Here is an 18,639-nt window from a genome sequence, read left to right on the forward strand (position 1 = left end):
CTTGAATTAATTACAGCCCAGATTTCAAACTGGCTTCGATAAACTTATCCAGATCGCCATCGAGTACCGCTTGAGTATTGCGGGTTTCAACGCCTGTGCGTAAGTCTTTAATGCGGGCATCGTCTAATACATAAGAGCGAATTTGACTGCCCCAGCCGATATCAGACTTAGCGTCTTCTGCGGCCTGCTTGTCGGCATTTTGCTTGAGCATTTCTAACTCAAACAGTTTTGCTTTCAGCTGCTTCATCGCAGCATCTTTATTTTTATGCTGTGAACGGTCGTTCTGGCACTGCACGACGGTATTCGTCGGTAAGTGGGTAATACGAATCGCCGATTCCGTTTTGTTAACGTGCTGACCACCCGCGCCCGATGCGCGATAAGTGTCAATACGTAGATCCGATGGGTTGATATCAATCGTGATATCGTCATCGATTTCTGGATAAACGAACACAGAGCAGAATGATGTATGACGACGACCCGATGAATCGAATGGCGACTTACGTACTAAACGGTGCACGCCAGTCTCAGTGCGTAACCAACCGAACGCATATTCGCCAGTAAACTTAATGGTCGCGCCTTTAATACCGGCCACGTCACCATCGGTTACTTCCATCAACTCAGGGCTAAAGCCATGGGCTTCGCCCCAACGTAGGTACATACGCAGCACCATGTTGGCCCAATCTTGGGCTTCGGTACCACCACTACCAGACTGAATGTCTAAATAACAGTTTGACGCATCTTGCGGGCCGGAGAACATACGACGGAATTCAAGATCGGCAAGGCGGCTTTCGAGATAATCCAGCTCTTTACTGGTTTCATTGAAGGTATCTTCGTCTTCCTCTTCAATAGCCAGCTCGAGTAAGCCTTCAACATCTTCAAGACCTGAGTCCATATCGTCTATGGTTTTGACCACAGCTTCTAGGCTGGCGCGCTCTTTGCCTAAGGCTTGGGCGCGCTCTGGGTCGTTCCACACTTCTGAACTTTCAAGCTCACGAGTAACTTCTTCTAGACGCTCATTTTTGGCATCGTAGTCAAAGATACCCCCTAAGAAGCTCCGTGCGCTCGGCAAGCTCCTTAATTTTGAATTTTACTGGATTAACTTCAAACATGAGTTTTCAACTTTCTTTATTTGGCCGCTTTAATTGATCTTCCACTAAAAGGGGCGGTGATTAACAGTATTTGCAACCGCGCATTTTAACCTAACCAGACTGGTAAACCTAGGGGTGCACTGTTCATTAAATGGGATAACAAGGATTATTTTCCAAGCTAAAAGACCACAGCACTAAAGCCGAGACTAACAAAAAGCAATGAGTTAAGACTGTGATCTTACTTAAATTTAGCCAAGATAGTGCTATGCGCGAGGCCAATGGCTGACACACAAGCGCTCTCCTGCCTAAAAAATCCCCATAATATCAAAGGAAACACAACTAAAAAGGCCTGATAACGCCAACCCCATCACGACTAAACTAGAACAAACATTCATCAGCGCACAGTCTGAGCGGGTTTGTGATTCAAGCTGCAATTTTGCAGCAAACTTCACTCGCCCATAAGCGTCTTCTAAAGCTGTCTAGGTATACTCGAAACAACCTAAGCCTGCAGCCCCGCGCTATAGCAGCTAAGCACCCTACATATAAAAAGGCCATGGGATGATAGAACTTCAAATTGATGACCAAGTGTTGTCGGTTAATCCGACCGATAACCTACTGCAAGTGGCGCATGCTGCTGGCATAGCAATACCCAGCTTATGTGATCCCAGCGCAGCCTCGCAGCAATTAGGCATTCACGAACATGCAGACAAGCAAGCATGCAATTTGTGTGTCGTCCAAATTGAGAATTCCGACGCGAGTTTGCGCTGCGTACGCGCCTGTGAAACGTCCGCCACCGTCGGCATGCGAGTCATAACTCAGTCTGAATTCTTAAGCCAAAAACGCAAACAAGCGCTGACCGAAATCTTGAGCGATCATTTTGCTGATTGCGAAGCCCCCTGCCAACAAGCATGCCCAGCGGGCGTCGATGTGCAGAGTTACCTGTATCACATAGCCCAAGGCAACCATACTGAAGCCGTTAAAGTCATTAAACAAACTTTGCCGCTGCCACTCTCCATTGGCCGTGTCTGCCCTGCTTTTTGTGAAGCACAATGTCGCCGCGGACTCGTCGATGAGCCCATTGCCATACGCCAATTAAAACGCCACGCCGCCGATCTCGACTTAGCAGATGGCGAAAATGGGGGCATAAGTTATGTGCCGCCACGCCAAACCGACACGGGCAAAAAAGTTGCCATTATCGGTGCGGGTCCAGCTGGGTTAAGTGCCGGATATTACTTATCAAACCAAGGTCATAGCGTAGAGGTATTCGAATCTATGCCACAGGCGGGTGGTTGGCTACGTTATGGTATTCCTGAGTATCGTTTACCTAAGGCGATACTAGACAAGGAGATCGCACTCCTGTGCCGCAATGGCTTAACCATACACACAGAAACACGTCTCGGTCACGAGATACATTTAAATCAATTAGTTGAAGATTTTGATGCCGTCTGTCTCGCCATTGGCGCCCAAAAAGCTGTGCCTATGGATTATCCCGGCAGCACACTCTCGGGTTGCTACTTAGGTGTCGATTACTTAAAAGATCATTGTCTCGACAAGACACTCGTACTGGGCAAAAAAGTCGCTGTCATTGGTGGTGGCAATACCGCTATTGATTGCGCCCGCACAGCAGTGCGTGAAGGCTGCGATGTCACCCTAATTTACCGTCGCACCCGCGCCGAAATGCCCGCCGAAGCTTACGAGGTACATGAGGCCGAAGTCGAAGGGGTGAAGTTTCATTTTTTAACCAATCCGCTTGAAAACCATAGCGATGTGCAAGGTAGAGTCCATTCAGTCACCTTCGCTAAGATGGCACTCGGCGAAGCCGATGCCTCTGGCAGACGCGCTCCCGTTGATACCGGTGAAACCTTTACTCAAGATTTCGACACTGTGATAGCCGCAGTATCACAAACTCCCGATATGAGTTTTATGCAAGATCCCGCGAGCCACTTAAGCAATGGTGAACTCGCTCTCAGCCGCTGGAATACCTTTATTGGCTGCGAGCACACTATGTCGTCCGGGGTTGAAAAACTCTTTGTGGTGGGGGATGCACGCCGCGGCCCTGCTACCGCAGTCGCCGCGATAGGCGACGGCAATAAAGCCGCAATTGCCATAGATAAATTGCTCAAACAAGGCCTAAGCTGTGAGCTGCATGCCACTGAATTTAATTCATCAAAAGCAGTCGGTAACACAATAAAACAAGGCTTGCCAACTGCCGAACTCTACCCCTCTGTCGCACGTAAAGCCCGTTTAACCATGCCCGAATTGAACGCGGTGCAACGTTTACTCAATTACGGCGAAGTCGAGCTAGGCTTTGCTCCCGATGCCGCCATGCAAGAAGCTGCTCGCTGCCTCGAATGCGCCTGCCAAGCCAATACGGATTGTAAATTAAGGGACTATGCGACCGACTACCATGTCGAAGCTAAGTCACTCAGCACTCAAAGCGCGCGTAAGTTTTCGGTCGATAAATCGAGTCCGTTCATTCAATTTGATGCTAATCGTTGTATTAGCTGTGGTAAGTGCGTCGATGTGTGCCAGTTGCAGAGTGGCCATTGTGCGATTCAATTTGCCCATGATTCCTATCAAGCGCTGCCGCAAGACATAAGTGAAACCGCAACGCGCCGCGCACCGAGAGTCGGCTTTAGCGCTAGCATGGCCGATAGCAAATGTGTGCAATGCGGTAACTGTGTGCAGGTTTGCCCAACAGGCGCACTCGTCGATGCGCGGGATAAACGCCAAGGCAATGAAACGCCACTCAAAACCGCCTCAACGATTTGTACCTATTGCGGCGTAGGCTGTCGGCTTGACCTTAAAATCGATACCAGCACGAATCAGATCCGTCATATTGAGGGCAATAAAGAGTCTGTGGTTAACCAAGGCATGTTATGTGTGAAAGGCCGGTTTGGTTTCGATTTTATTCACAGTGAAAAACGCCTCACCACGCCACTCATTCGTAAACATGGCCAGCTCACGCCAAGTAGTTGGCCTGAAGCCATCGCCTATGTAGCCGAACATTTACAGCAAATAAAACAGCAACATGGCAGCAATGCACTGGCAAGCTTGGCCTCGGCAAAAGCCACCAATGAAGAAAACTTCCTCCTGCAAAAATTTGTCAGAAGCATACTCGGCACCAATAACATCGACCATTGCGCCCGTCTGTGCCATTCATCCACAGTCACTGGGCTACAGCAAAGTATCGGCAGTGGTGCCATGACCAATGACATTCCGAGCATTCAAGCATCGGATGTGATTTTTATCATAGGCTCAGACACCAGCAGTGCTCACCCGATCATCGCCTCGAAAATTAAGCAAGCCGTGGCTTTGCATGGCGCAAGATTAATGGTGGCCGATCCTAAACGTGTCGCCATTGCCGACAGTGCACAGCTTTATGTCGCCCACAGACCCGGCACTGACGTCATGCTACTCAATGCGATTATGGCGGAAATCATCCGTAATGACTGGCAGGATAAAAGCTATATTGCAGCGCGCACCGAAGGCGTGGATGCTCTCTATGCTGAACTCAAAAAAGTAGATTACAGCCTAGAAAATGCAGCCTTGATAACAGGTGTTAAAGCCGAAGATATCGCCCGCATCGCCCGTACCATAGGCACGGCCGACAAAACCGCAGTCTACTATGCCATGGGCATTACCCAGCACACGACGGGACACGACAATGTCACCGCCATATCTAATCTACAACTTCTATGCGGCAATATTGGAGTTGAAGGAGCGGGGATTAACCCACTACGGGGACAAAGTAATGTGCAAGGTGCCTGTGACATGGGCGCACTGCCTAACTTCTTCAGTGGTTATCAAAAAGTCACCGACATTCACGCCAGAATGCGTTTCGAGGCACATTGGCAAACGCCGTTATCGGGAGAAATTGGCGTAACCGCCACCCATATGATGCATGATATTTCCAAAGGGAAAATCAAGGCGTTGTATGTGATGGGCGAAAACCCCGTATTAAGCGACCCAGATCAAGCCCATGTGCTTAGGGCGCTTAATGCAATCGACTTTTTAGTGGTGCAGGATATCTTTCTCACCGAAACCGCCGAGCTTGCCGACGTGGTTCTGCCCGCCGCAGCCTTTGTCGAAAAACGCGGTCATTTCACTAATACTGAACGACGAGTGCAGCGACTCGAACAGGCCCTGCTACCGCCAGGTGAAGCCCTGCCCGATTGGCAAATTGTCCAAGCCATTGCCAATGCGATGGGTGCCGCTTGGGATTACCCTAATGAAGAAGCGATTTGGCAGGAAATCAATGAGCTGATACCACAATATCGCGGCATTACTTGGCAGCGATTAAGCACTGGAGTTGACGGTAAAATTCCCCAAGGTATTCAATGGCCTTGCCCAGATGAAGCTCATCCAGGTACTCCCATTATGCACCAAGGCCAATTCACCCGCGGCTTAGGTAAGTTCACGCCAGTGAGTTATCGCTTACCCGCAGAAATGCCCTGCAGTGAGTACCCGCTCACCCTCTCAACCGGACGTTTACTGGAACAGTTCCACACAGGCACCTTAACCCGTAAAACGGCCGGACTCGACTTACTCGGCTCGCCTAAAGTAATGATTTCAGTCTATGACGCCGAGCAACTCGGCATAGGCAATGGCGATAAAATCAAACTCACAACCCGTCGCGGTGAAATTGAAATCGACGCCTTTGTGACGAAAAGAGCCCAAGCTGGCGTGTTATTCCTGCCCTTCCACTTTGTGGAAGCTGCGGCGAATAAACTTACCATCAATGCGCTCGATCCTGTCGCTTTTATCCCTGAATATAAGGTCTGCTCGGTAAGGGTTGAGCGGGTTGCCGAGAAAATTGATTAGAATGAACTGACTAGGCTGGATTGACTAAAGTAAATGGATTAAGTGCTCTTCAAAAAGATAAATAAGCCAAATAAAACGGGAGACCTTAAGTCTCCCGTTTTAATCAAGATTGCTGCAATTAAATCTTAAACTGGCCCACTAACTTGCCCAAGTTAATGCCTTCTTCCGAGACTGTCATACTGATCCTAGCGGCATCTTCGCTGGAATGAAGCAGCTCGTTTACAATCTCTTGGATGGCATACACGTTACGGTTAATTTCTTCGGTTACTGAGCTTTGCTCTGTCGCCGCGGCCGCAATTTGGGTACTCATATCATTAATCGCCGTTACCGCTGAAGTGACTGAGCCTAAACTATCGGAAATCGTACGAGAAGAATCCACCGAACGTACACAGCTTTGCTGACTCTCTTCCATGGCTTTCACGGCTTGGGTCACTAGCTTATGCAGTGCCGATAACATCTCGTTGATTTCTAACGTGCTGGCTTGAGTTCGACTGGCTAAATTACGCACCTCGTCGGCGACCACAGCAAATCCACGACCCTGTTCACCAGCACGGGCCGCTTCGATGGCGGCGTTCAATGCCAATAGGTTAGTTTGCTCGGCAATACCGCCAATGACAGAAAGCACGCTGTTGATCTTCTGTGATTGCTCGCTGAGTGATTTTATACTGCCTGCCGCATTGTTAATTTGCGACATTAAAGACGCAATCTCCTCAAGCGAAGCATCAACACAACGCTGTGCATTCGCCACATCACCAGTAGCAGCGTGAGTCGCTTCGGCTACTTGAGTGGTATTCTTAGCCACTTCGTTCGCAGTGGAGGACATCTCAGTGATTGCAGTCACCACCTGATCGGTTTCATTGTTATGACTCACCAACTGGCTCGACATGACTTTAGTTTGATCATGAATCGCATTGGCTGCCGTTTTTACTTTAGCCGTCGCAGTCGCAACATCGCCGATAATATGCTGAAGTTTATCGACAAAGAGGTTAAAGGAGCGCCCAAGTTGGGCAATTTCGTCTTCACCTTTTACGGTAAGTCGTTTGGTTAAATCCCCTTCGCCCTTAGCAATATCATTTAAGTTATCGGCCATATTCTTGATTGGCACGACCATACGGTGGGCGGCAATCATAATGATAAAGCCAGTAATACCCGTAAGGAAAAGCGCTATCAGCAAAATCGCGAAGGATTTTTCTGCCATTTGCTCAGTCACTGTCTCACGATAATCTTCAACAACAGCTTCAATATCATCGATATATGCCCCAGTACCTAACATCCAGTCAGTACCTGGGATCATCATGGCGTAACTGATTTTTTCAATCTGTTCATTAGTATTAGGTTTTTGATAGTAATAGGAAAAACTACCATCGCCACGTTTAGCGGCATCGAGCAGACCGACGATAATTTTAGTGCCGCGAGGATCTGTCATATCCATTTTATTTTGCCCTTCTAAACTCGGTATGAGGGCATGAAAAATATTTTTCCCTTGAGAGTCATACATGAAGAAATAACCCGCACTGCCAAAACGTATGTCTCTTAGCGCTTGATTCACATTCCCTTGTTCTTTTAACGATAATTGGTAATTCACTATACCAGCGGCAATTTCGGTAGCTTCTTTAATTTGTTGTTTACGTTCACCGACGAGCTTAGATCTAAAGGTAACCACCTCATCGGCAAGCGCATTTTGCTCAACATAATAAGAAACCGACATCAACACCAATAATGCGAGGATCAAAGGAAACAGCGATAGCAATAATAATTTATTGCGCAAACTCAACTTAGACATACTTGAATGCTCCAAAGGATTACAACTTGTATCTTCGGAGTATAGCTAAGATTGTTGTATTTCTATGCGCTTAAAGTAACAAAATCTTAATCTTGCTCAATAAACATTCGATTAATAACGACTCAGTTCAAAGCATATTAAGCAGCACACCACATACACTAAAGCCTAATACCAGTTGTAGCATGGGTGGTTTAAATAACTTTAATGCACCAAAACCGAGCAATACCAAGGCCATATCTTTACCTGAAAATACCGCCTGAGAAAACACGGGTTGATAAAGTGCTGCGGCAAGTAAGCCAACAACACAGGCATTCACTCCCGCTATCGCGCCAGCAATTTTTGGTCTTGCGGCAATCGCATGCCAACTTTTCAACCCCACCAGCATGAGTAAAAAACCGGGTAAGAAAATGGCTGCGGTTGCGATGCAAGCCCCCATGAAGGGCTTATCTAACATCACTTCAGCGCCTAAAAAGGTCGCAAAGGTAAACATAGGTCCTGGCACTGCTTGGGCAAAGGCATAACCTGTCAGAAAACGATCGCCACCTATAGTATCCCCCATCGCTGTTTCTAGCAGAGGTAGTACAACATGACCACCACCAAATACTAAGCTCCCTACGCGATAAAACTCACCGAAGATCCAAGCTTCAGATCCTAAATCCACGATAAAAAAACTGCCGATGAGCAACACGAAAAAGAGCAATAAATAGAAGTAATTCAATCGAATCTGTGTCAGCTGTACTGTGTCATCTTGGATCGCACTCAATTTATAGATGCCGATAGTGGCGGCGCCGAGTAACAAGAGGATTTGCGTCAACATAGATGGCGCAATCAAAATTGCCGCAGCACTGACTAACATTAATAGGCGTGCGGATTTGCGTTGGCAGAACTGTTTAAACATGGCGAGAACGGCATCGGCAACCACAACGACGGCCATTAACTTAAGCCCATAAATCATCCCTTGAACATAATGATTGGCGAGCCAGGCCGACGTTGTAACCGCCAGTAAGTACATCAAAATAAAAGAAGGTAGTGTAAAACCGGCAAAAGCAGCAAGCGCGCCAACAAGCCCGCCTCTTTGATAACCAATGGCAAAACCCACTTGGCTCGACCCTGGCCCCGGCATAAATTGGCTTAAGGCAACCAGACTGGCGTAACGCTTATCATCGAGCCAACCGAGTTCATTTACGAAGGTCTGGCGAAAATAACCAATGTGCGCCGCAGGTCCGCCAAAACTCATCAAGCCCAAGGTAAAAAAGCGTAGGAAAATCTGTAGCATAAATCGCTGCCCATTAATGCATAAAGTGCTGAAGATTATGCCACTAAAAAGACACTTTGATGAAGTTTCACGCGAGCAGCGCAGATAAAAGTATTGCAAAGACTCTACATGGTAGAGTCCTTATGATTGTTTGAGCGGACTTCAAGAGTCGTAAAGCGAGTGAACACAAATGCTTAGTGATAAATTGATGAGCTAAAAAATTAATCCTTCACCAACATGACTAGTACTTCGAAGTGATCCGTGTGGGGGAATAAATCAAATAGCTGCACTTTGGTTAAGTGATAGCCTTGAATATGTTCGAGATCTTTCGCTAAGGTTTGCGGATTACAGCTTGAATAGAGAATGGCCTTAGGGGCAAACTCGCTTAATGACTGGCATAGCGCCTCGCCAATACCGCGCCTCGGCGGATTAACTATGATCAAATCCGGCTTATCGGCAGCGCTTTTACCCTTAGCAAAGTCGGTGGAATCGAGCGCCATAAATTGCACGTTTTCGAGCCCCATCATTTGCGCTGACATTTGCGCGCAGGCAATCGCTTCAGCTTCAATTTCAATCCCTGTGAGGGTAATGTCTTTAGATGCACAGTGCAGTCCGAAACCGCCTACACCACAGAAGAGATCCCATAACGAATGAGGTGAAAACTCGGCAACCCATTCACGGGCCGTTTGATATAACTGAGCCGCAACGTGTGGATTGGTTTGGAAAAAGCTCTTAGGCCGAATGAACAAAGGCACATGATTAAAACGTTCTTCAAGCCTAGTATTCTCAGTTAAGAAAATCTCTTCATCACCCTCAAGTATTGCCATATGAACCGGTTGGATATTGACTGACACCACTTTTATTTGCGGATATTCAGCTAATAATGCAGGTAATTCACGTTCGATACGTTCGATACTATTGGTGGACCGCAGTACAAACCGCAGTAGATATTCACCACGCACTTGGCTGCGGGTCAGCAGAATAAATTTAAGTTCACCCTTGGCTCTATCTACCCGATAAGGAGGAAGTCCAGCCTGCTGCACAAAGCGTGTTAAGCGATGTAATAAATCTTGCATATCAGCGGGATATAACAGGCAGTCGCAAAGATCTACCGCCTCGCCACTTTGGCCCACAATCCCCAACACAGGCGCATGGGCGGCGCCTAAGGCCACCATTTTAGCTTTATTACGAAAGCCGCTGTCCTCGCCAATTACCGGCGGCTGAAAAATATCGGGCAAATTAGCTGGGATAAAAGGCGCGAGTAGTTGCTGTAAAGTTTGAGTCTTAACCGCCACTTGCTGCACCATAGGCTGTTGTATATGTCGGCAAGAAAGGCACTGACCTTGGTTAAAATAACCACATTGCTTGGCGGTATTTACAATAGCAGCATTCACGGCAGATCCTAGATATCAGTAAAAAAGCGCCACACTGTAGCGGTTTTACAGGTAAAAATCACCTTGAAGCATATTCAAATCAGCATCAAGTGCATAATTCACGGCGCACTCAAGATAGGGTGAGTTTATCAACATCAGCAATAGACTGCCGCTTACCTATGGCCTTTTCAATCCATTCAAGCACTTCGGCTGAGGTACTGCGAAACGTCGTTAACTTACCGCCATATAAACTGAGTATTCGCGGATGGGAAATTGATGTTTTCATCAACGTATCCCGCGGTCGCTCAAAGGCTTGGCTATTTTGCTTAGGTAAAACCCGAATACCGCAGAAGGTTTGGGTAATTAAAGCCTTAAGCTCATCAATCTCCGGCGTTAGCGGGAAGTAATGCTTATAAATACCAAGCAGATAATTAATTTCTGACTCGGTCGCTTGGGGCGGCTTATCTAAAGAGGTTAATTCAGTTTCTGTGGTGCCGACTAAGGTTTGACCATACCAAGGCATCACAAATATTACCCGTTTATCGAAGCATGACTCTAAGTACAAGATGCCATCGGGCGCAGGAATATTCAGTAACACATGGGCGCCTTGCACCCAATCGAGTTCAACACCCGCAAGTGGGGGCAAGACTTTGCTTAAAACAGCATTCACCCAAGGACCTGCAGCATTAATTACAAGCTTCGCCTCGGCTTTATGGATTTCGCCCCTGTGGCTAAAACTCAGCTCACAAGCCTCGCGCTTATGTTCCAGCTCAAGAAATTCAGCCTCGGCATAGACTTCAGCGCCCTGTGCCTGCGCGCTGCGCGCCACCGCTTGAGTGAGCAATTTATCGTCGGTCTGCGCATCCCAATACTGAAATACGGCTTTTAATCCAGAGAGTTTTAATCCCTTGAAACGATGCCAATGCACAGCAGGTACTGACACAAATTGGCCTAAAGGATCAAATTCACTCAGCAGTGCATACATACTCAGTCCTGCGCGAATGGTCCAAGGACTGCGCTGACTGTTGTCGTACACGGGAATATAAAAAGGCACAGCTTTAACAAGTGATGGCGCAAGATTGAGTAAATGTCGCCTTTCAAGCAATGACTTACGGACTAAATTAATTTGTCCGGTTTCTAAATAGCGTAAACCACCGTGGATAAGCTTGCTGGAATTCGCTGAGGTTTGGCCGCCAATTTCGCCCTTTTCAATCAGCAAGGTGGAATAGCCCGCTGCTGCCGCATATTGGGCAATGCCGACACCGCTGATCCCACCGCCAATAATGGCTACATCGAAACAGGCCATAACTTACTCTCGCTAACCTTCAATAGACGACTGACCCGCTGAGCTTCAAGCATACAACCCATTGCACTCAGTCGAACCGCTAATAAGCGTTAATATGTCAATAAGTTAATCTTAGATCAAATCTCGACGATAAGAGTTTAATCAATACTGGCATGTAATTGCTTAAGTGCTTGATCGCACATAGTCTTTAAGGCTTTTAGTTCGCTCGCCTCGCCGCCGACTTTGCAACGCATCAAATGGGGAATTTCACTTGCCTGTGTTTTGAGGGCAAGCCCCGCTGGCGTTAAGGCCAGCACTCTCACGCGTTCATCCTGCTCGCTACGCCCGCGAGTCACTAATCCTTTAGATTCTAGCCGCTTCAGCAATGGCGTTAACGTGCCTGAATCGAGGAAAAGTTTATCGCCTAAGGTTTTGACACTAATCCCCTGCTCTTCCCATAGCACTAGCATGACTAAGTACTGCGGATAGGTTAGATCTAATTTGTCCAACAAAGGCCGATAGGCACGCACCATAGCATTTGCAGCACTATAAAGTGAGAAGCACACTTGATTCTCAAGACATAAGGCATTCTCTGTGCTGGTATTTTCTGCCATATCGACAGGATTAACACGGGTGTTGGGTTGAGTTGTTGCCATAGGAAGATCCGACAAATTAAATATATTGCGCACAATATACTTGCATTCACACCAAAGATCGAATTATAGTTTATCACAATTGAATTGCGCACAATTTAAATCGATTTACTTAATCCTTAACCTCAGAAGGTCTAATACTATGAAAACACTTTATGAAACACGTGCCACAGCAAAAGCGGGTCGTCAAGGTCAAGTCAGCACTGATGATGGTTTACTTGATGTCGCTTTAGCCTATCCAAAAGCCATGGGCGGTAGCGGTCTCGCCACTAATCCTGAACAACTGTTTGCCGCAGGTTATGCCGCCTGTTTCTCAAACGCCGTTCTGCACGTCGCAAAAATCGGCAAAGTGGATATTACCGAAGCGCCAGTCAGTGCGGTTGTTGGCATAGGTGCCAATGACGCCGGTGGTTTTGCATTAGCGGTTGCCTTAGAAGTCAGCTTAGATTTACCGCAAGAAGCCGCAGAAGCCCTCGTGCGTCATGCACATCAAGTTTGTCCATACTCGAACGCCACGCGCAATAATATCGACGTGAAACTTAGCGTAAATGGCGTAACGCTAGGCTAACCATAACCCATCATCGACACCTGTTGATAACGTCAGAAATAGAGCACCCTCGGGTGCTTTATTCTTTATTAGCCAATAACGACTCAAGCTGAGAGTGAGTGTGCATCACCCCATTTTACAGGGAGATAAACTGGTTTCAGTTCCCAAAAAATTATTATTCGCGAGTTAACTAACACTTCTTAATATCTAATTTAATCAAAATGATTGATTTAAGTAGAGTAAGAGATAATCGAACCGTTTGACGATACTTAAACCCACTCTCTGTGGGAGGCGCTATGACAAAATATCTATCGAAATTATCTCTCTTTTGCTCGCTATTATTCCTCTTTGCCTTTTCTATCCCGAGCTGGGCCGAGACAACACCCTCAAGCTCAGCGGATCGAACGTGGCATTATGTGAATGATCAGGGTGAGCTCAAAATTAAGCTGTATTTCTTTTGGTCAAAAACCTGTCCGCACTGTGCAGAGGCCCATCCGTTCATTGATTCATTACCGCAAAAATACCCTTGGATTGAACTCGAATCCCATAGGGTATCAGATCCCGGCGTACAGGATATTTGGCAAAATATCGCCTCCAAAACCAGTACTGAAGCACGCTCAGTACCCTATATGGCAAGTTGTGAAAAGGCCATTGTGGGATATTCAAGTGAAGCGGTAACGGGTGAATTTTTAGTCAATCGACTGAAGAATTGTTATTTATCCCTTGGCGGTAAACTGAGCGACGCTGACCTCCCCACCAAAGGAGCCACCAGCACAACCACAAGCGCTCAAACAGATGCACCGCTCTTTGGCACTTGTGGCACAGATACTGGCGAAGGCACCTGTGATGCCACCAGCTTAAGCGAGCCCGTTGCAGAGCCAGAAGTTCAACCCGTTGAATTACCTTTAGTGGGAGTAGTGACACCTGAGACTATGTCTCTGCCGTTACTCACCTTAGTGCTCGCAGGTGTCGATGCTTTTAACCCTTGCGCCTTCTTTGTGTTGCTATTTTTACTGTCGATAATGGTTAATGCCAAGAGTCGCAGCCGCATGTTACTCGTCGGCGGGATTTTCGTATTCTTCTCCGGCTTTATTTATTTCCTGTTTATGACGGCATGGCTAAACATCTTCCAACTGCTGGGGGCAGGCAGTGATGGCGGTATGATCATTTTAGCGGCGGGTTGTTTAGCTTTGATCGCAGGAGCCATCAATATCAAAGATTACTTCTTTACTAAGGGAGAAGTGACACTATCGATGTCGGCAGAAAATCGTACGAGTCTAATAAAACGCATGGGGAAACTATCCAATTCCAGTAACTTAGGCGCGTTACTCATAGGTTCTACCGTATTAGCTATCCTCGCCAATGCCTATGAGTTACTTTGCACCGCAGGCTTCCCAATGATCTACACCAGTGTGCTATCTATGCACAATCTGCCAGACATTGAACGCTATATGTATTTGGTTTTATACAATATTGTATATGTGATCCCGCTGGCTATTATTGTTATCGTTTTCAGTGCGACCTTAGGCAAACGTAAGTTAACCGAAAAAGAAGGCCAAACCCTGAAACTTATGTCAGGCGTGATGATGTTGGGGATGGGTATCGCACTGGTTATTGACCCAACAGCACTGCAAAATGTGAGTCTAGCACTCGGATTGATTTTAGGCTCGCTAGGCGTTACAGCAATAATTGTTATCGGCCGCAAACTGCTCACGGCCAAGGCAAAATAATTGCAAATTGGCAAATTCATGTGTAACGACTAAAGTTAACCGTGGGTTTGCCGATAAAGGGATCCAGCTTACAATTGAGGTTAGTTATGTCAATTTCACTGAATACACAAGCTATCGCACCGAATCTAGAAAATGGTGCAATTGGCGTTAAGGTTGCTCAGTTAGCCAAAGAGCAGCAAAAAGCCGAAGGTCAAATCGCGGTAGATTTAATTGCAGCTGCGGCGCCAAAACCCGTAGGCAATGCAGGCCACAACATCAACACCACGGCCTAATTGTTAGCAATACAAAATCAAAAAAAGCGCTCTGATTATCAGGGCGCTTTTTTTTGTTATTTTCTCTAAAACGTCAGGCGAATTTAAGAAAAAGCGTTACCATTCACGTGCATAATAGTGAATGTCCACACCACAAACGCCAGTGGGATATGCACTAAGGCATAGAAACACTGATCGAGTCGCCCCATTCCTTTTGCTAACAAAATCAAATATAAGTGTAATCCAATCACCAAGGGAAATAGCGCTAACAACGGATAGAGTGCGACAGGATTTGCATCGGAAAATAAGCTGTGACTGAATAAAGCCCACGCCACCATAAAGGCGGTCGTCAACGGCGGCGTTGCAATGCGATATTGCTCTGGATAGGGAAACATCCTACGACCTCTGAGTCTCAATCAATAAATTTACGTTGTAGGTTTTCGCGCAATCAACTGGGCTTTATAACTGCTTTGAGTGGACTGCGGATCACATAATCGACCTTCAAAGTAATGTAAAGATTGCCAGTTAGCAAACACTGATTTGAGTTCATTTTCAGTAAGTAAGAAATCTGGGTTGCGTGGCCGACCTATCTGCGCCTGTTGCATTGTAAAGGTTTCATAGACAATAAGGCCTGTGCTCTTAACCGCCTTAGCAATTTGTGGCAGTAATGGGCGATGCAGATAATTAAATACTAAGACAATATCGTACTCTTCAACCGGCAATAATGGTCCTGCCTCAGCTTCTAAATCCCTTTGTAATTTGTAAGCATTAGCTTGATCAATGTGTGACATGGCGGACAAATCTCGATCGATAAAAGTCACTTCAGCCCCTCGCGCTAAAAACCACAAACCATTACGCCCAGAACCGCATGCGAGATCGAGCACCTTAAGTCCATCGAAGCAACTCAAGTCTAAGTTAGACACAGATGGATTAGGCCAAGCGAACTCTGTGATTAACGCAGCAGGCGTTAAAGTTGACGTATGGATTACAGACAGATCAATTAGCCCTTAATTTCTTTTTTCGATTCAATTTGCCGACGATGCACAATAGAATAATGCCTGAGCCCTGCAGGACCATGGGACACGATAACTGACAAAAAAAGTATCACGATTAATAGCTCAGGTTTGTAATGAGCCAGCGGCACAAACAGGCCAAGCAAGCCTATTTTTACTAAAGTTAACACTCCCTTAAGCTGGATCAGCCAGCGCCAATCCCGTACGATTTCCCACAACATTAATATGCTGCCCGTCGTCATCGCGAGATACCAATAACTCAACCATTGCACTTTATTTACATCTAATAAAATGCCACCACCGACACCAACGATCCCTAAAATATGTAATGCCCTTAAACTGGTTTTACTCAAACGTTGAAACCAAAAACGTTTTTCAGATATGCCTTGTTTGTGCATTACAACCCCTTAAGAATCAATTGCGTAACATTTAATTAAAACAATAATATAATTTTATACAATAAAGGCTTTTGAAATAACATTATTTATAGAATACATAAAAATAAATAAGCCATCACCTCAATATACAAGATTAAATTATAATATCTATAAAATACAAATAGATAAAACACACCACCAAAGCCATAATTTATGCCATTTTTATTTTATAAAGTTAAAATCAATCCATTCAATATGTTAACTCACGCATGTTATACCGTATTGAAGCAGTGATTAGTCTCAACTTCATTAATATTTCCCATCCGATTGCACATTTTAAATATGTTATTTTCGCTGTAACAAAGGTTATGTGATCTGAACACACATATACCTCTTTAGATAGTGCTAAATTTGCAAATGGAGAATGCTCTAACAGTGCGTGAGCTGCGTAAAAAATAAATATCACGCCACGATGAATAACCCTTATTAAGTAGATGAATGTACGGCGGAGGAACTATCATGTTCACAAGAAAGATTCAAAAAACAGCACTAGCCATGCTGATCTCTGGCGCTATGGCAGGTACTGCCTATGCAGCACCAGAAGTGCTAGCCGATTTTCACGGTGAAATGGGTAGCTGCGACAGCTGCCACGTATCAGACAAAGGTGGCGTCACCAACGACAACCTTACCCATGAAAATGCTCAGTGTGTTAGCTGCCACGGTGATTTAAAAGAACTGGCCGCCGCTGCACCTAAAGATAAAGTATCACCCCATAAATCTCACCTAATTGGCGAAATTGCTTGTACTAGCTGCCATAAAGGTCATGAAAAATCAGTCACCTATTGCGATGCTTGTCACAGCTTCGGCTTCGATATGCCTTACGGTGGTAAGTGGGAACGTAAGTTTGTGCCTGTTGATGCAGACAAAGCTGCTCAAGATAAAGCCATTGCCGCTGGCGCAAAAGAAACCACTGATGTCGTGATCATAGGTTCAGGTGGTGCAGGTCTTGCTGCAGCCGTTTCAGCCCGTGATGCAGGCGCTAAAGTTATCCTGCTTGAAAAAGAACCTATCCCAGGCGGAAACACTAAACTTGCTGCTGGCGGTATGAACGCTGCAGAAACTAAGCCACAGGCTAAACTAGGTATCGCAGACAAGAAACAAATCATGATCGACGACACCATGAAAGGTGGTCGCAATATTAACGATCCTGAATTAGTCAAAACCTTAGCCAACAACTCATCAGACTCTATCGATTGGTTAACCTCTATGGGTGCCGATATGACTGACGTAGGTCGTATGGGTGGCGCAAGTGTTAACCGTAGTCACCGTCCAACAGGCGGCGCTGGCGTGGGTGCACACGTAGCACAAGTTCTATGGGACAATGCAGTGAAACGTGGTACTGACATCCGCTTAAACAGCCGTGTAGTACGTATTCTTGAAGATGCGAGCGGTAAAATTACCGGCGTATTGGTGAAGGGTGAATACACAGGTTATTACGTTGTCAAAGCTGACGCTGTCGTTATCGCAGCGGGTGGTTTTGCGAAAAATAACGATCGTGTAGCTAAGTACGATCCTAAGTTAAAAGGCTTTAAAGCGACTAACCACCCAGGTGCTACAGGTGATGGCTTAGACGTGGCATTGCAAGCGGGTGCTGCAACTCGCGACTTAGAGTTTATTCAAGCTCACCCAACTTATTCACCTGCTGGTGGTGTAATGATCACCGAAGCGGTACGTGGTAACGGTGCGATCGTGGTTAACCGTGAAGGTAACCGCTTTATGAACGAAATCACCACCCGTGACAAAGCGTCTGCCGCGATTCTGCAACAAAAAGGCGAAAGTGCTTATTTGGTATTCGATGACTCTATCCGTAAGAGCTTAAAAGCCATCGAAGGCTATGTGCACCTGAACATTGTTAAAGAAGGCAAAACAATTGAAGATCTGGCTAAACAGTTAGATATTCCAGCGGCCGAACTCGCTAAAACAGTGAAAGCTTATAATGGCTTTGTTAAATCAGGTAAAGATGCTCAATTTGAACGTCCTGATTTACCACGTGAATTAGTTGTTGCACCTTTCTACGCTCTCGAAATCGCGCCAGCAGTTCACCACACTATGGGTGGTGTTGTGATCGATACTAAAGCCGAAGTGAAGAGTGAAAAAACAGGCAAACCTATTGATGGTTTATATGCAGCAGGTGAAGTCACAGGTGGCGTTCACGGTGCTAACCGCTTAGGTGGTAATGCTATCTCCGATATCGTTACTTATGGCCGTATCGCGGGTGCATCTGCAGCTAAATACGCTAAAGACAAAAAGTAAAATGCAATAACGGAGGGTTAAAGGACTAGCCCTCAGCTCATATAGTACGACTTTCAATATGAGAGCTCTAGCTTGAACACTTCAAGTAAAAGCAGTCAATCAATAAGCGAGCCGTCAGGGGCTCGCTTTTTTATTCCCAATTGATGA

At 46.1% G+C, this 18,639-nt stretch carries 14 protein-coding genes; 5 read left to right on the forward strand and 9 right to left on the reverse strand.

Annotated elements, in window-relative coordinates; translation table 11 throughout:
- Positions 1 to 10 precede the first annotated feature (10 nt).
- Positions 11 to 1,109, reverse strand: a protein-coding gene (prfB, locus tag AAA952_RS08290) for a peptide chain release factor 2 (protein WP_168824900.1) whose coding sequence is annotated in 2 segments (ribosomal slippage) — positions 11 to 1,033 and positions 1,035 to 1,109 — 1,098 coding nt in all. Because the reading frame shifts where the segments join, the coding sequence is not laid out codon by codon here.
- 537 nt (positions 1,110 to 1,646) lie between these two features.
- Between prfB and fdhF the strand changes: the two genes are divergently transcribed.
- Complete coding sequence (fdhF, locus tag AAA952_RS08295) at positions 1,647 to 5,912, forward strand: formate dehydrogenase subunit alpha (protein WP_338256012.1); 4,266 nt, start codon at positions 1,647 to 1,649, stop codon at positions 5,910 to 5,912.
- A gap of 118 nt (positions 5,913 to 6,030) precedes the next feature.
- On the opposite strand, the gene AAA952_RS08300 is transcribed toward fdhF, so the two are convergent.
- The 5 genes from AAA952_RS08300 to ohrR all read right to left on the reverse strand — a co-directional run bounded on the left by AAA952_RS08300 (position 6,031) and on the right by ohrR (position 12,264).
- Positions 6,031 to 7,695 (reverse strand): methyl-accepting chemotaxis protein, encoded by a 1,665-nt coding sequence (locus AAA952_RS08300; protein WP_113939838.1) that lies wholly within the window; start codon positions 7,693 to 7,695, stop codon positions 6,031 to 6,033.
- A gap of 127 nt (positions 7,696 to 7,822) precedes the next feature.
- Positions 7,823 to 8,971: a chromate efflux transporter gene (chrA, locus tag AAA952_RS08305; protein WP_338256017.1), complete on the reverse strand. Its 1,149-nt coding sequence runs from the start codon at positions 8,969 to 8,971 to the stop codon at positions 7,823 to 7,825.
- A 200-nt stretch (positions 8,972 to 9,171) separates the two neighbouring features.
- Complete coding sequence (rlmC, locus tag AAA952_RS08310) at positions 9,172 to 10,344, reverse strand: 23S rRNA (uracil(747)-C(5))-methyltransferase RlmC (RefSeq protein ID WP_338256019.1); 1,173 nt, start codon at positions 10,342 to 10,344, stop codon at positions 9,172 to 9,174.
- 109 nt (positions 10,345 to 10,453) lie between these two features.
- Positions 10,454 to 11,629 carry a glycerol-3-phosphate dehydrogenase/oxidase gene (locus AAA952_RS08315; protein WP_263238724.1) on the reverse strand — a complete coding sequence of 392 codons (1,176 nt, stop codon included), beginning with the start codon at positions 11,627 to 11,629 and terminating at the stop codon, positions 10,454 to 10,456.
- 137 nt (positions 11,630 to 11,766) lie between these two features.
- Positions 11,767 to 12,264, reverse strand: coding sequence for a hydroperoxide resistance transcriptional regulator OhrR (ohrR, locus tag AAA952_RS08320; RefSeq protein ID WP_219250339.1), 498 nt, complete (start codon positions 12,262 to 12,264; stop codon positions 11,767 to 11,769).
- A gap of 139 nt (positions 12,265 to 12,403) precedes the next feature.
- Here ohrR and AAA952_RS08325 point away from each other — a divergent pair, with 139 nt between their 5' ends.
- The 3 genes from AAA952_RS08325 (at position 12,404) to AAA952_RS08335 (ending at position 14,810) form a co-directional block, all read left to right on the forward strand.
- Positions 12,404 to 12,829, forward strand: coding sequence for an organic hydroperoxide resistance protein (locus AAA952_RS08325; RefSeq protein WP_131524696.1), 426 nt, complete (start codon positions 12,404 to 12,406; stop codon positions 12,827 to 12,829).
- A 275-nt stretch (positions 12,830 to 13,104) separates the two neighbouring features.
- Complete coding sequence (locus AAA952_RS08330) at positions 13,105 to 14,538, forward strand: cytochrome C biosynthesis protein (protein ID WP_338256025.1); 1,434 nt, start codon at positions 13,105 to 13,107, stop codon at positions 14,536 to 14,538.
- A gap of 86 nt (positions 14,539 to 14,624) precedes the next feature.
- Positions 14,625 to 14,810, forward strand: a complete 186-nt coding sequence (locus tag AAA952_RS08335) for a cytoplasmic protein (protein WP_106651481.1) — start codon at positions 14,625 to 14,627, stop codon at positions 14,808 to 14,810.
- An 83-nt stretch (positions 14,811 to 14,893) separates the two neighbouring features.
- Here AAA952_RS08335 and AAA952_RS08340 read toward each other — a convergent pair whose 3' ends face one another.
- The 3 genes from AAA952_RS08340 to AAA952_RS08350 are packed head-to-tail and all read right to left on the reverse strand — an operon-like array spanning position 14,894 to position 16,200.
- Entirely contained in the window at positions 14,894 to 15,184 is a 291-nt protein-coding gene (locus AAA952_RS08340) for a hypothetical protein (protein WP_105250069.1), read from the reverse strand.
- A 30-nt stretch (positions 15,185 to 15,214) separates the two neighbouring features.
- On the reverse strand, positions 15,215 to 15,784 hold the full coding sequence (locus AAA952_RS08345) for a class I SAM-dependent methyltransferase (protein WP_338256285.1): 570 nt from the start codon (positions 15,782 to 15,784) through the stop codon (positions 15,215 to 15,217).
- Between the two features lie 5 nt (positions 15,785 to 15,789).
- A complete protein-coding gene (locus AAA952_RS08350; RefSeq protein WP_338256030.1) occupies positions 15,790 to 16,200 on the reverse strand; it encodes a hypothetical protein in 411 nt (136 codons plus the stop codon).
- A 498-nt stretch (positions 16,201 to 16,698) separates the two neighbouring features.
- Here AAA952_RS08350 and fccA point away from each other — a divergent pair, with 498 nt between their 5' ends.
- Entirely contained in the window at positions 16,699 to 18,492 is a 1,794-nt protein-coding gene (gene fccA / locus AAA952_RS08355) for a fumarate reductase flavoprotein subunit FccA (protein WP_113939829.1), read from the forward strand.
- Positions 18,493 to 18,639 lie beyond the last annotated feature (147 nt).

The organism is Shewanella sp. M-Br (genome assembly GCF_036245925.1).
GTDB classification, from domain to species: domain Bacteria; phylum Pseudomonadota; class Gammaproteobacteria; order Enterobacterales; family Shewanellaceae; genus Shewanella; species Shewanella oncorhynchi.

Bases quoted from the DNA above. Each gene is read 5' to 3' on its own strand.
- fdhF (WP_338256012.1), top strand. From the start codon at position 1,647: ATGATAGAACTTCAAATTGATGACCAAGTGTTGTCGGTTAATCCGACC.
- AAA952_RS08300 (WP_113939838.1), bottom strand. From the start codon at position 7,695: ATGTCTAAGTTGAGTTTGCGCAATAAATTATTATTGCTATCGCTGTTT.
- chrA (WP_338256017.1), bottom strand. From the start codon at position 8,971: ATGCTACAGATTTTCCTACGCTTTTTTACCTTGGGCTTGATGAGTTTT.
- AAA952_RS08315 (WP_263238724.1), bottom strand. From the start codon at position 11,629: ATGGCCTGTTTCGATGTAGCCATTATTGGCGGTGGGATCAGCGGTGTC.
- ohrR (WP_219250339.1), bottom strand. From the start codon at position 12,264: ATGGCAACAACTCAACCCAACACCCGTGTTAATCCTGTCGATATGGCA.
- AAA952_RS08325 (WP_131524696.1), top strand. From the start codon at position 12,404: ATGAAAACACTTTATGAAACACGTGCCACAGCAAAAGCGGGTCGTCAA.
- AAA952_RS08330 (WP_338256025.1), top strand. From the start codon at position 13,105: ATGACAAAATATCTATCGAAATTATCTCTCTTTTGCTCGCTATTATTC.
- AAA952_RS08335 (WP_106651481.1), top strand. From the start codon at position 14,625: ATGTCAATTTCACTGAATACACAAGCTATCGCACCGAATCTAGAAAAT.
- AAA952_RS08340 (WP_105250069.1), bottom strand. From the start codon at position 15,184: ATGTTTCCCTATCCAGAGCAATATCGCATTGCAACGCCGCCGTTGACG.
- AAA952_RS08350 (WP_338256030.1), bottom strand. From the start codon at position 16,200: ATGCACAAACAAGGCATATCTGAAAAACGTTTTTGGTTTCAACGTTTG.
- fccA (WP_113939829.1), top strand. From the start codon at position 16,699: ATGTTCACAAGAAAGATTCAAAAAACAGCACTAGCCATGCTGATCTCT.